Annotated in this window: 12 protein-coding genes; 4 read left to right on the top strand and 8 right to left on the bottom strand. The window is 64.7% G+C overall.

The genetic code is table 11. The annotated features are described in order from the left end of the window. Position 1 precedes the first annotated feature (1 nt). Positions 2-1,420, top strand: a complete 1,419-nt coding sequence (locus tag AC1ROK_RS18620; protein WP_492849637.1) for a glutamate synthase subunit beta — start codon at positions 2-4, stop codon at positions 1,418-1,420. Between the two features lie 199 nt (positions 1,421-1,619). Here the strand turns inward: AC1ROK_RS18620 and AC1ROK_RS18615 are convergent, their stop codons facing one another. Then, positions 1,620-2,033, bottom strand: coding sequence for an organic hydroperoxide resistance protein (locus tag AC1ROK_RS18615; protein ID WP_492849635.1), 414 nt, complete (start codon positions 2,031-2,033; stop codon positions 1,620-1,622). Between the two features lie 158 nt (positions 2,034-2,191). Between AC1ROK_RS18615 and AC1ROK_RS18610 the strand changes: the two genes are divergently transcribed. Then, positions 2,192-2,650, top strand: a complete 459-nt coding sequence (locus AC1ROK_RS18610) for a MarR family winged helix-turn-helix transcriptional regulator (protein ID WP_492849633.1) — start codon at positions 2,192-2,194, stop codon at positions 2,648-2,650. Between the two features lie 200 nt (positions 2,651-2,850). On the opposite strand, the gene AC1ROK_RS18605 is transcribed toward AC1ROK_RS18610, so the two are convergent. The 4 genes from AC1ROK_RS18605 to galE all read right to left on the bottom strand — a co-directional run bounded on the left by AC1ROK_RS18605 (position 2,851) and on the right by galE (position 7,201). After that, positions 2,851-3,504 (bottom strand): ankyrin repeat domain-containing protein, encoded by a 654-nt coding sequence (locus AC1ROK_RS18605; RefSeq protein ID WP_492849631.1) that lies wholly within the window; start codon positions 3,502-3,504, stop codon positions 2,851-2,853. Continuing rightward, positions 3,501-4,736: an SGNH/GDSL hydrolase family protein gene (locus AC1ROK_RS18600; protein WP_492849629.1), complete on the bottom strand. Its 1,236-nt coding sequence runs from the start codon at positions 4,734-4,736 to the stop codon at positions 3,501-3,503. Before AC1ROK_RS18600 ends, AC1ROK_RS18605 begins: the two co-directional genes overlap by 4 nt. A gap of 257 nt (positions 4,737-4,993) precedes the next feature. Next, positions 4,994-6,205 (bottom strand): lytic murein transglycosylase, encoded by a 1,212-nt coding sequence (locus AC1ROK_RS18595; protein WP_492849627.1) that lies wholly within the window; start codon positions 6,203-6,205, stop codon positions 4,994-4,996. Positions 6,206-6,214: 9 nt separating this feature from the next. Then, positions 6,215-7,201 (bottom strand): UDP-glucose 4-epimerase GalE, encoded by a 987-nt coding sequence (gene galE, locus AC1ROK_RS18590; protein ID WP_492849625.1) that lies wholly within the window; start codon positions 7,199-7,201, stop codon positions 6,215-6,217. A gap of 113 nt (positions 7,202-7,314) precedes the next feature. Between galE and galU the strand changes: the two genes are divergently transcribed. Further along, the gene (gene galU / locus AC1ROK_RS18585) at positions 7,315-8,184 is read left to right on the top strand and encodes a UTP--glucose-1-phosphate uridylyltransferase GalU (RefSeq protein ID WP_492849623.1); all 870 of its coding nucleotides are present in this window, start codon (positions 7,315-7,317) and stop codon (positions 8,182-8,184) included. A 237-nt stretch (positions 8,185-8,421) separates the two neighbouring features. Here galU and AC1ROK_RS18580 read toward each other — a convergent pair whose 3' ends face one another. The 3 genes from AC1ROK_RS18580 to AC1ROK_RS18570 all read right to left on the bottom strand — a co-directional run bounded on the left by AC1ROK_RS18580 (position 8,422) and on the right by AC1ROK_RS18570 (position 11,251). Continuing rightward, positions 8,422-9,699, bottom strand: coding sequence for an outer membrane beta-barrel protein (locus AC1ROK_RS18580; protein ID WP_492849621.1), 1,278 nt, complete (start codon positions 9,697-9,699; stop codon positions 8,422-8,424). Positions 9,700-9,790: 91 nt separating this feature from the next. Next, positions 9,791-10,237, bottom strand: coding sequence for an NfeD family protein (locus tag AC1ROK_RS18575; protein WP_492849619.1), 447 nt, complete (start codon positions 10,235-10,237; stop codon positions 9,791-9,793). 36 nt (positions 10,238-10,273) lie between these two features. Beyond that, positions 10,274-11,251, bottom strand: a complete 978-nt coding sequence (locus AC1ROK_RS18570) for an SPFH domain-containing protein (RefSeq protein ID WP_492849617.1) — start codon at positions 11,249-11,251, stop codon at positions 10,274-10,276. 157 nt (positions 11,252-11,408) lie between these two features. Between AC1ROK_RS18570 and ku the strand changes: the two genes are divergently transcribed. Continuing rightward, positions 11,409-12,275: a non-homologous end joining protein Ku gene (ku, locus tag AC1ROK_RS18565; RefSeq protein WP_492849615.1), complete on the top strand. Its 867-nt coding sequence runs from the start codon at positions 11,409-11,411 to the stop codon at positions 12,273-12,275.

Raw genomic sequence — 12,275 nt, 5'->3', positions numbered from 1 at the left:
CATGGGCAAGATAACAGGCTTCCTCGAAATCGATCGCGTCGACCGGGACTATCTCCCGGTCGCCGAGCGGCTGAAGAACTACAACGAGTTCACCATTCCCCTGGGCGACAAGGGCACTCGCGACCAGGCGGCGCGCTGCATGGATTGCGGCATTCCGTACTGCCATAACGGCTGCCCGGTGAATAACCAGATCCCGGACTGGAACGACCTCGTCTACAAGGGCGAGTGGCTGAAGGCGCTGAAGAACCTTCACTCCACCAACAACTTCCCCGAGTTCACCGGCCGCATCTGCCCTGCCCCGTGCGAGGCGAGCTGCACGCTGAACATCCCGGACACCCCGGTCAACATCAAGTCGATCGAGTGCGCCATTGTCGACAAGGGTTGGGAAGAAGGCTGGATCAAGCCGCAGATCAATCCGAACAAGACCGGCAAGAAGGTCGCGGTGATCGGGTCGGGCCCGGCCGGCATGTCCGCGGCCCAACAGCTGGCGCGCGCCGGCCACGATGTGCATCTCTATGAGAAGGCCCAGCAGATCGGCGGCCTGATGCGCTATGGCATCCCGAACTTCAAGCTCGACAAGACGCAGATCGATCGCCGCGTCGAGCAGATGGTGGCCGAAGGCGTGACGCTCCATACCGGCGTCAATGTCGGCAAGGACATCACCGCCGATGAGCTCGCCAGCCAGTACGACGCCATCGCCATGTCGGGCGGCGCCGAGAAGCCGCGCGACCTGCCGATCCCGGGCCGCGAGCTCGACGGTATCCATTTCGCCATGGATTTCCTCGGCCAGCAGAACCGCCGCGTCACCGGCGAGCCGCTGAACAACGTCACCCCAATCCTCGCCGGCGGCAAGCATGTCGTCGTCATCGGCGGCGGCGACACCGGCTCGGACTGCATCGGTACCTCGAACCGTCAGGGCGCTGCCTCGGTGACCCAGATCGAGATCATGCCCATGCCTCCCGAAAAGGAGAACAAGGCGCTGGTCTGGCCGAACTACCCCGTGAAGTTCCGCGTCTCGTCTTCGCAGGAGGAAGGCGTCACCCGCGACTTCGCCGTGGCGACGATCCGGTTCGATGGCGAGAACGGCAAGGTAACGGGCCTGCAATGCGCCCGCGCCGACGAGAAGTTCCAGCCGATCCCGGGCACCGAGTTCGTGCTCAAGGCCGACCTGGTGCTGCTCGCCATGGGCTTCCTCGGCCCGGTGCAGGAAGGCCTCGTGCAGGACGCGGGCGTCGCGACCGACAAGCGTTCGAACGTCATGGCCGACACGATGAAGTACCAGACCTCCAGGGAGAAGTTCTTCGCCTGTGGCGACATGCGTCGCGGCCAGTCGCTGGTCGTCTGGGCCATCCGCGAAGGCCGCCAGTGCGCCCGCTCGATCGATGAGTGGCTGATGGGCAAGACCGATTTGCCGCGGTAAGGCCGGGCTACAGAATGAATGAAGGGGCACCTCGGGCGCCCCTTTTTTTTGCTTCTTCGGCCGTCTCTCGCTGCACACACCTGATGTCATCCCAGCGAAAGCTGGGACCAATCTATCAGACCGTGCCAGCGGTGAGTTGGGTCCCTGCATTCGCAGGGATGACACCGAGTGGTGGGCTGGAGCTGCTTTTCGCCATCAATCAAACCAGATTGATCTCGACAGGAATATTCCCGCGCGTTGCCTTGGAATAGGGGCAGGTCTGGTGCGCCGCGGCGACCAGCTGCTCTGCGAGCTCGCGCTCGAGGCCCGGCAGGCTGACATTGAGCCGGGCCCTGAGGCCATACTGCTCGCCTTCCATCACCAGGTCGACTTCTGCATCCACCGTGCGCTCGGCCGGCAGTGCTACCTTGAGCTTGCTGGCCACCGCGCCGATCGCGCCGAGAAAGCAGGCCGACCAGCCGGCAGCGAATAGCTGCTCGGGATTGGTGCCGTTGCCGAAGCCGGGCGGCGACAGCGCCACGTCGAGCGCACCGTCCGAGCTGCGCGCCGTGCCGGCACGGCCACCGCTGGTATGGGTGCGGCCGGTGTAGAGGATCTTTTCAATCTGGTTCATTGCTCTTCCGTTCGTTTCACATCGGGGCTTGGCAGGCCGCGCCAACACCACCATTTAGTTATCGCGATAATCATTACGGCGCGACTTGTGTCACAGCTCGCGCGGCCGTACAAGCAAAAAAGTTATCGCGATAATGATTTTGCGAACGGAGTTCCCCGATGGCTGAACCGCAGCGTGACCAGGAAGCGGGCCTCGCCGACTTCATGTGCTTTGCCGTCTACTCGGCCAACCTTGCCTACTCGCGGGTCTATAAGCCCGTGCTGGAGGAACTTGGGCTCACCTACCCGCAATACGTCGCCGTCGTTGCGCTGTGGGAACAGGACGAGCAGACCGTCAAAGGGTTGAGCGACAAGCTGTTCCTCGAGCCGAGCACGGTGACCCCGATGCTCAAGCGCCTCGAAGCGATGGGTTATGTCACGCGGACGCGTGGCACTGAGGATGAGCGGATGGTGTTCGTGCGCTTGACCGAAACCGGCCGGCAATTGCGCGAGAAAGCCCGGGAGCTGTCGAAGGTCACCTACAAAGCGGCCGGGCTGAACCGCGACGAATTCCGCATCCTGCAGCGCGGTATCACCAACCTCCGCAACAACCTGGTGTCGGCGGCCAGCGAGGCATGAGCGCTGACTGATACTGCGCCGTCTGAGCTCCCCTCCCCCTTGAGGGGAGGGGTGGGAGGTGGGGGTGGTGAGGGACGCTCGGTGCTGACTGCACCAGCCCCTCCCTCGGTCCCTCGCCTCAAGGGGAGGGAAGCCACAGTCCGATGGGTAAATCTACACCGAGCCCAACACTGCGCCGGCACAGCCCGATCCTGAAAGCGCTATTTCGCGCCGGCCGCCTCGAGCAACTTTCCGATCTCGGCATAGCCGCGCGCCCTGGCATGGGCCAGCGGCGTCACCCCGTCGGCATCGGCGAGGTTCACGTCGGCGCCGCCCTTGATCAGGTCGGCGACGATCTCCTGGTAGACCGGCCCACCATCGGTGAGGATCACCGCCTCGAGCAGCGCCGTCCAGCCGAGGCCGTTGACGTGGTTGGGGTCGACGCCGGCCGCGAGCAGCAACCGCACATTCTCGGGATGCCCCTTCTCCGCCGCGGGGATCAGCGCTGTGCCACCGAAGCGGTTGGTATCCCTGAGGTCGGCGCCGGCCGCCAGCAGCAGCTTCAGGATCTCGGTCCGCCCCTCGGCGCCAGCATAGAGGTAGGGCGTGTCCTTGATGTCGTCCTTGGCGTTGACATCGGCACCCGCCTCGATCAGCACCCGCGCCGCCTCGATCGCGTTGGCGTGGGTCGCCAGCAGCAGCGCCGTGCGGCCGCCGCTGTCACGTACGTCCACGGATTGCCCCGCCGCCAGCAAGTGGGTGAGAGCCGCGGCATCGTTGTCGCGCGCGGCGGCGAGGAAAGCCTGGTCATCGGCCATGGCGGGAATGGCTCCTGCGATGAGGGCGAGGCCGGCGAGAACGGCGCGCCGCTTCATTTCGGGTTGGGATTCTCGACCTTGCCGACACCGAACGCATCGGCACGCCCGACCGGCGCCTCGATCATCTGCGTCAGATCAAAGCCGACGGTCGCCGCATCGGCCATGTCGGCCGTCACCAGATCCGCGGCGCGCCGCGGCGTATTGGTGAGCGAGATCACCGCACCCGCCACTTCCAGCAGCTTCATCTGCCCCAGCCCCTGATAGGGCGGCCGCATCATCAGTTGCGCGTCGGTGCCGAGCAGCGGATCGGCGACTTCGATGCCCACCGTGCCGCCGCCGCGATAGTAGTTCTTGAGGCTCTGGCTCAGGTAGAAGGCCAGCTTGTCGGCGCCGGCAGCGGAAAAGTGGATGCCGTCTTCCTTGCGCATACGCACCTGGTTGCCGTTGAGGTCGGGGCCGCGCGCCGTGTAGCCCCCCTCTTCGGTGGCGAACTTCTCGTAGATATCGAGGAACTCGGCGCCACCGCTGAACGCCGCGAGGCGCTGGATCTCGTTGACCTGGATCATCGCCTTGCCGAACTTCGGCGCCTCCATCGGCGGCAGCCCGATCCAGATGGTGGGCTTGTTGGCGGCGCGCAGCGCCTTCACCACATTGGTGACGCGGGCCGAATATTCGGTGGTCCACTCGGGCGTCAGCGAGCCGTAGACCTCGCCGTTGAGCCGCATCTTCTGCCGGTCATTGATGCCGATGATGATGACCGCAATGTCGAACCCGTTGGCGGTGATCTGTTCGCTGATGGTCTTGGGCCAGTCGAAGAAATCCGGCCTGACGAAACTCGACGAGCCGACGCCCTGCGTCAGGATCGCCATGTTCGGATCCTCGGCATAGAAGCGCTCCAGCGCCTTGCCGACATCGGTTGCCATCGAGTCACCGAACACCGCAAGCCGCGTCGCGCCCGTGGCCTTCTCGATCTTGGGCTTTTCCGGCGGCGGCAGCGCCGCCTTCTTCTGCTTCTTCACCACCGGCTTTTCCACCACCGGGGCTTGCTCCTGCTGCTGCTCGTCATCCCCGAACAACAGGTCCATCAGGGTGCGTCGCTTCTTGCGCGGCGGAGCCTGCTCCTGCTGCGCCACGAGGATCCGACCGTCCTCGATCTGTTGGGCGATCGCCGGCACTGCCAGCTCGGCTTCGCGCGCCTGCGCAAACATCGGTAGCATGTCGGTCAGCACCAGCGCCGCCACCACGGCGCCGACGACCCAGAGTACGAACCGGTTGGGTTTCTTCTGCATGGCCGCCATTTAGCTGACGAACGACGGTGAGTTGAAGACCGCTCGCGATAAATCTATCGGGGGATTGCTCCCTTTGCCGCGTTCCGAGGGAACCACCAATCCCTCCACCCCCACCGGTGTCATCCCAGCGAAAGCTGGGACCCAACTCGCCACAGCGCAAGCGGATGCTTGGGTCCCAGCTTTCGCTGGGATGACATCGAGTTTGATTCAGCGTCGGTGGTTGACCGGCAACTCAGGAGCAGCAGCGATGAACGCGGCTACTTCGCCGCCGCCACCAGTTCCTCGTAGCTGTGCAGCGTAATGAACCCGTCGGCCACCTCGCCCTTCGACGCCTGGAACTTGGCGTAGGCTGCCTGGCTCACCGGCCCGATGCGCCCGTCGACCTTGCCCTCGTAAAGCCCGAGCTTGATCAGCGCCTCCTGGATCGCCCGGCGCTGCTCGAGGTTGGGGAACTTGGTGTCCCGCGGCCAGGGGGTGACGTACTCGCCGCGGCCCTGCAGCCTGTCCTCGAGATGCGAAATCGCCATCGCGTAGCTGTCGGAGAAATTGTAGCCCTTGAGGATCAGGTAGTTGTTGGTCATCAGGAACTTCGGCCCCTTCGCCCCGGTCGGCGCGTAGAGGAACACCGGGATCGAGGGGTCGCTGAAGCCGGCGCCGCCGACCCGCTTGATGCCGAGCTCGGTGAAGAACGAGATCGGCCGCAACTGGTCGCGCGTCGCCAGCAGGTAATCGAACCCATCCGGCACATCGACCTCGTAGCCCCAGTCGAGGCCGGGCTTGTAACCCAGACCAATGATGTAGGTGGCGGAGGTTGCAAGCGCGTCGGCCAGAGAGTTGTGCAGGTCGACAGCGCCATCGCCATCGCCGTCGGTGCCGTATTTGATGACGTTGCTCGGGTTGACCTGCAGGTGGCCGATGGCGCCGGCCCAGCTGCCGACCAGCTGGGTAGCGTCCAGCGGCCCGCGCTGCACCAGCAGCAGTGCCGCGATCAGGTCCGCCGTGTCGCCTTCGAGCCGAACGCGCCGTTGATGCACGAGCGTTGCAAGCGACGGGATGATCGGACGGATATACTGGGGATCGCTCAGCACGCGGCCGTAGTTGGTCTCGATGCCCCAGATCGAGGCCAGCAGGTAGGGGTCGACGCCGTATTTCTGCCCCATCGCCGTCAGCAGCGCCTTGTTCTGCTCGATGGCTTCCTTGCCCTTGTCGAGGCGCCATTCGGTAACGCGCTTCTCGATGTAGTCCCACAATGGCGTCGTGAACTCGGGCTGCGCCGTGACCAGCGCCGGCACATTCGGATCGGGCTTCAGCCCGTACATCGCCTTGGCGTAGGTTTCGTGCGTGACACCCGCGGCCACCGCCGTCGCCTCGAAGTTCTTGATGAAGGACTCAAAGCTCTCCACCGGTTGAGCAAAGGCCGGTGAGATGAGGCCAAGGAACGCGACGACGAAGGCGAGGTGACGTTGCATGGCGAATCGCTACCTGTTTCGTGTGGCTAAATAGCGCTCCCAGTTCAGCGCGGCGTCAACGATCTCGGTGAGATCCTCATGCGCCGGCTTCCAGCCCAGCACCTGCCGCACCTTGTCGGCCTTGGCGACGATCGAAGCCGGATCGCCGGCGCGGCGCGGCTCTTCGATCACCTTGAAGTCGACGCCCGAGACCGCTTTGACCGTGCGCACCACGTCGCGCACCGAGAAGCCGCGGCCGTAGCCGCAGTTCATGGTGACCGAGGCGCCGCCCTTGCGCAGGTACTCGAGCAGCAAGGCATGCGCTTCGACCAGGTCGCTGACATGGATGTAGTCACGCACCCCGGTGCCGTCGGGCGTCGGGAAGTCGGTGCCGAAAATCCCCATGCTCGGGCGCTGGCCCAGCGCCGCCTGCGCGGCGACCTTGATCAGGTGCGTGGCGGTTGGCGAGGACTGCCCACTGCGCTTCCTGGGGTCGGCGCCGGCGACGTTGAAGTAGCGCAGCACGCCATAGGTCAAGGGGTGAGCCGCGGCGACATCGGCCAGCATCAGTTCCGTCATCAGCTTGGAGCGGCCATAGGGCGATTCCGGCATCAGTTGGCTGGTCTCGGCCACCGGCTCGAGCCCGGCATTGCCATAAACCGCCGCGGTCGAGGAAAAGATGATGTGCTTCACCCCGCCCTTCACCGCTGCCTCGATCAGGTTGCGCGAGGTCGCCGTGTTGTTGGCGTAGTACTTGAGCGGGTCGCTGACCGATTCCGGCACCACGATCGAGCCGGCGAAATGGACGATCTCGGCGATGCCATGCTCAGCGATGAGCTTGCCGACCAGTTGCATGTCGCCGGCATTGCCCTCGACGAATGTCGCCCGGTGGTCGATGGCCCAATCGAAGCCGGTGCTGAGGTTGTCGAGCACCACCACCGCCTGCCCCGCGTCGGCAAGCCGCAGCACCATATGGCTGCCGATATAGCCGGCGCCGCCTGTGACCAGAACCGTCATGGTCCAACCCTCAAAACCAGAAATTAATGGCGTGGACGCTAATTTGCGAGGTGCTAAGAAACGCCTTATAGCCCGCCTATAGCCTCCCCTCCCGCCTTTTTCAGGAGTCCTCCTTGCCCAATCGCGTGCGCACCGCCGTGTTCCCGGTCGCGGGTCTCGGCACCCGCTTCCTGCCTGCCACCAAGGCGATGCCCAAGGAAATGCTGACGGTGGTCGATCGGCCGCTGATTCAGTACGCGGTGGATGAAGCGCGCGAGGCGGGGATCGAACACTTCGTCTTCGTCACCGGCCGCAACAAGGGCGTCATCGAGGATCATTTCGACCGCCAGTACGAGCTCGAGCATACCCTCGAAATCCGCGGCAAGAGCGAGGCGCTGAAAGAGCTGCAGAAGGATCTGCCCTCGGCCGGCCAGACCAGCTTCACCCGTCAGCAGGAACCGCTGGGCCTGGGGCACGCCGTCTGGTGCGCCCGCGAACTGGTCGGCGACCAGCCCTTCGCGCTGCTGCTGCCCGACATGGTGTTCAAGGGCGTCCCGGGTGTCCTGCGGCAGATGATGGATGCCTACGAGACCAGCGGCGGCAACGTCATTGCCGTCGAAGAGGTGCCGATGGACGATGTCTCGTCCTATGGCGTCGTGGCGCGCGGCGCCGGTCCTGACGAAGGCTTCCGCATCACCGGCATGGTGGAAAAGCCGAAGCGGCAAGAGGCCCCCTCCAACCTCATCATCTCCGGCCGCTACATCCTGCAACCACAGATCTTCTCGCTGATCGCCGATCAGGAACGCGGCGCCGGCGGCGAGATCCAGCTCACCGACGCCATGCAGACGCTGATGACCCAGCAGCATTTCAGCGGCGTGAAGTACAAGGGCCAGTCGTTCGACTGCGGCTCGAAACTCGGCTTCCTGACCGCCAACGTGGTGTTCGCGCTCGATCGGCCCGATCTCTCCGAGGCGTTCCGCAAGCAGATCCGGCATCTGATTTAGGGGAACGTCTCACGGACTGCGCGCTGGCCCTCGTCTCACGTCTCCCATCGGGGAGTGCCCCACCCACCGGGTCATTCCCGCGAAAGCGGGAACCTCTGTTTTTTTGGCCTGCCGCACGATCGCAAACGGAGTTCCCCGCTTTCGCGGGGATGACACCGAGTTTGGGGGACCTGCAGAGCCTCGGTTCGCATACCGCGTGTGGGGCCAAACGTGCAGCGTTATCGCCCTGGCCCTGCTCTACCGGTGGAACTTCACCCCCACCGTCACCTGATGCTCGTCGGTGGCGGGGTCCGGGGTCTTCTCCGCTCTCACGAAACTGTAATCGGCCGTGAGGTCGGTATGCTCGTTGAGCAGGTAGTCCGCCCCGGCGCCAAGGCCCCACTTGTACTCGTCGTTGTCGATGCCCTGGTAGTGCGCCTCGCTCCACTGCGCATCGGCCCGCAGCTTCAGCCACGGGTTCACCAGATACTCGACCTGGCCGGTGGCGGCGTAGATCAGCTTCGCCGTGGCGCCCGACGTGGTGCCCGGCTGCGAGATCGTCGTGGTGAAGGCGCCGGTCAGGGTCAGCGTCTCGTCGGGGCGGAACACCGCCTTGGCGTCGTAGAGCACGGCAGAGAAATCGCCGAGCGTGCCGTCGGTGAGGTCGGTGTAGCCGAGGCCCAGTGAGCCCTCGAGCTGCAGCGTCTCGCTGAACTTGGCGCTGAGCCCCCCGCGGCCCGCATAGGTGACATTGTCGAGCTTGACCAGCAGGCTCGGCGACGGGGCATCGTACGCCAGGTAGTCCGCCTCTACGTCGACGAAGGCAACCAGTCCCGGCGTCAGCTCATAGCCAAGCCGGGCGCCGGCGCCATAGGCCGTCGTGCTCTGGAAGCTGTTGTCGGAGGTCGAGTTGTCATCATAGACGGTCTCGCCATAGACCTCGCGCCCGGCGCTGCCGCGCACGGCCAGGTTGAACGCTCCGAGATCGCGCGCGGCGCTGATCTCGCCATCGCCGGATACCACAACCGGCGTGGAAGCGACGTTGCTGGCATAGTCCGGCCCGTTCGGATCGTCCTGCGACACCTTGAGGTTGGCGCGCCCGGCGAGCGTCGTCAGCGCATCGAGCTTGTATTCGCCCCCCGCCGTGCCCGTGATCGAGCCGATCCGGGCGCTGCCATCGAGGTCGTAGCCGAGCTCGCCGCTCAACCCGACGTCATAGCCGCCGCGAATGGTCTGGTGCTTCAGCGTCACGCTCGGCAGCGCGATCAGTTCATAGCTAGGGCTGCCACCGGTGCCGTCATCCTTGATGCCACCGCGAAGGCCCAGGCTCCAGTCGAGCTCGAACGGCTGGTTGCCCCATTCATAAGGCGGTGTGGCCGCGCAGTTGGCGCAGTCGATCGCCGGGCTGCCAAGCAAGTCGGCATTGTTGGTCGCCGAACCGTCGCCGAGCGGGATGATTTCGCCTGCGCTCGCAGGAATCGCGAGCAGCGCCAGCGCAGTAGCGCTGACGGCAAAGCCGGCTCTCCTCGTTCGCATCTGCTGCACTGCCTCGGGCGATAATGGTCAACGAACCCTTGCAGCTTATGGTTAAGGAAACCTTGTGAGGTGCGCCTGGAACGCTGAATGTCTAGGCGGCTTCCACCTTCAGCAGCGCGCCATCCGCGTCGACGATCCGCACCCGCGAGCCGGCTGCGAGATCCGGGCCCTGTACGCGCCACACGGTATCGCCAAGTGCCAGCCGGCCGATGCCGTCGCGGATCGGCTCGTCTAGCACCGCCTCCTGCCCGATGAAGCGGTTGGCCCGCTGGTTGAGGAACGGCCGGTCGGATGCCACGCCCGGGCCGCGGAACTTGAGCCACAACCCGATGCTGACCAGCGCCAGGGCGCCGAAAATGACGAACTGCAGCGGCCAGAAGATGCTGACGAACAGCGCCAGCACCCCGGTGGCGAGCGCTGCGCCACCGAGCCAGACCAGCACCCCGCCCGGCACGACCAGCTCCAGCGCCAGAAGGATCAGCCCGGCCACTACCCAGGACCACGCGCCGTGGGTGGCGATGAAGTCGATGACCTGCATGTCTGCCTCCTTGGAGCGCTTTCACCAATGACCGGATCAGGTGGTGGACGGCGGACGGCCGCTGGTCGGCCTGGTGGCCGGCTTCTCGGCACCGAAGGTTTCCTTGGCGATCTCGGCGATGCCGCCGATGGCGCCGATGACGCTGGCCGCCTCGACCGGCAGCATCAGCACCTTCTGGTTGGGCGACTTGGCGAGGCTTTCGAGCGCCTTGATGTAGTTGTTGGCGACGAAATAGTTGATCGCCTGCACGTTGCCGGAGGCGATGGCGTCCGACACCACCTGAGTGGCCTTGGCCTCGGCTTCGGCGGAACGCTCGCGCGCCTCGGCGTCACGGAACGCCGCTTCGCGCCGTCCTTCGGCTTCCAGCACCTGGCTCTGCTTCTGGCCCTCGGCCTGCAGGATCGAAGCCTGCCGCTTGCCCTCGGCCTCGAGGATCAGCGCGCGCTTCTCGCGCTCCGCCTTCATCTGCCGGCCCATCGATTCGACGAGGTCCTTGGGCGGGTCGATATCCTTGATCTCGATGCGGGTGATCTTGAGGCCCCATGGCTGCACCGCAGCATCCACCACTTTGAGCAGGCGCTGGTTGATCTCGTCGCGGTTGGAAAGCAACTGGTCGAGATCCATCGAGCCCATCACCGTACGGATGTTGGTCATGGTGAGGTTCTGCACCGCGAGTTCGAGCTGCGCCACTTCATAGGCCGCTGCCGCGGCGTCGAGGATCTGGTAGAAATTCACGCCGTTGACGGTGACCGTGGCGTTGTCGCGGGTGATCACCTCCTGGTGCGGCACGTCGACCACCTGCTCCATCATGTTCATCTTGCGGCCGACACCGTCGACGAACGGAATGATCAGGCTCAAACCCGGCTTGAGAGTGCGGATGTAGCGGCCGAACCGCTCCACGGTGAAGTTGTAGCCCTGCGGCACCACCTTGGCGCCGGCGAACAGCACCAACACCGCGAGCACGCCCAGCGCAATCAGCGTCAGGCTCAACCCGTCGAGATCCATGAACTCCATTGCCTCATCCCCTTTTGCGCCCGGCCCGTTAGGAAACATGTATGTGCCGGTGGGTGTTGGCGCAATGTCGGCGGCCCGATATCCCATGTTGGCCGGGTGGAACACTCAGGGCGCAAATGCCGTTGAACGATAAGACAATCGTTCGCGAGTAACGCCCATGCCTGCCACCCGTCCGATCTGGAAAGGCCAGTTGCGTCTTTCGCTCGTTTCGATTCCGGTCGAGATGTTCACCGCGACGAAATCCGGCGCCAAGCCGAGCTTCCGCCAGATCCACGAGCCGACCGGCAAGCCGATCCATTACGAGAAGGTGGTCGACGGCGTCGGCCCGGTGGAGAAGGACGAGATCCGCAAGGGCTTCGAGTACGAGAAGGGCGACTATGTGCTGCTCACCGACGACGAGATCGATGCGGTGAAGCTGGAGACGCGCAAGACCCTCGAGCTGGTGCAGTTCGTCGACGAGGACGAGATCCCGCCGATGTATTTCGACACGCCCTATTTCCTCACCCCAGCCGACGAGCTGGCAGAAGACGCCTTCCGGGTAGTGCGTGACGCCCTGCGCAAGGCAAAGAAGGTCGGGCTCGGTCAGCTGGCGCTGCGCGGCAAGGAATACCTCGTTTCGATCAAGCCGTGCGGCAAGGGCATCCTGCTCGAGACGCTGCATTACGAAGATGAGCTGAAGAAGTCCGACAGCTTCTTCTCCGACATCCCGGCCAAATCCGCCGACGACGACCTGCTCGACGTGGCGACGGCACTGATCGAGAAGAAGACCGAGAAGTTCGACCCGAGAGCTTTCAAGGACCACTATCAGGCCGCCTTGCGCGAACTGATCCAGCGCAAGCTGAAATCGAAGGGCCGCCGGATCACCGCCGAGGTCGAAGAGCCTTCCCGCAGCCCGCGCGGCGACAATGTCGTCGACCTGATGGCGGCGCTGAAGAAGAGCCTGGAAGGCGGCAAGTCCAAGCCAGCTGCGACACCGGCGCGCAAGGCCGCCACCAAAGCTGCGCCGCGCAAGAAGGCGAGCTGA

It is taken from the genome of Devosia sp. GW821-FHT12F11 (assembly GCF_058806655.1).
This window is presented reverse-complemented; position numbering and strand designations above follow the sequence as displayed.

Bases quoted from the DNA above. Each gene is read 5' to 3' on its own strand.
- AC1ROK_RS18620 (WP_492849637.1), top strand. From the start codon at position 2: ATGGGCAAGATAACAGGCTTCCTCGAAATCGATCGCGTCGACCGGGAC.
- AC1ROK_RS18605 (WP_492849631.1), bottom strand. From the start codon at position 3,504: ATGAAGCGGCGCGCCGTTCTCGCCGGCCTCGCCCTCATCGCAGGAGCC.
- AC1ROK_RS18580 (WP_492849621.1), bottom strand. From the start codon at position 9,699: ATGCGAACGAGGAGAGCCGGCTTTGCCGTCAGCGCTACTGCGCTGGCG.
- AC1ROK_RS18600 (WP_492849629.1), bottom strand. From the start codon at position 4,736: ATGCAGAAGAAACCCAACCGGTTCGTACTCTGGGTCGTCGGCGCCGTG.
- galE (WP_492849625.1), bottom strand. From the start codon at position 7,201: ATGACGGTTCTGGTCACAGGCGGCGCCGGCTATATCGGCAGCCATATG.
- AC1ROK_RS18595 (WP_492849627.1), bottom strand. From the start codon at position 6,205: ATGCAACGTCACCTCGCCTTCGTCGTCGCGTTCCTTGGCCTCATCTCA.
- AC1ROK_RS18610 (WP_492849633.1), top strand. From the start codon at position 2,192: ATGGCTGAACCGCAGCGTGACCAGGAAGCGGGCCTCGCCGACTTCATG.
- AC1ROK_RS18575 (WP_492849619.1), bottom strand. From the start codon at position 10,237: ATGCAGGTCATCGACTTCATCGCCACCCACGGCGCGTGGTCCTGGGTA.
- ku (WP_492849615.1), top strand. From the start codon at position 11,409: ATGCCTGCCACCCGTCCGATCTGGAAAGGCCAGTTGCGTCTTTCGCTC.
- AC1ROK_RS18570 (WP_492849617.1), bottom strand. From the start codon at position 11,251: ATGGAGTTCATGGATCTCGACGGGTTGAGCCTGACGCTGATTGCGCTG.
- AC1ROK_RS18615 (WP_492849635.1), bottom strand. From the start codon at position 2,033: ATGAACCAGATTGAAAAGATCCTCTACACCGGCCGCACCCATACCAGC.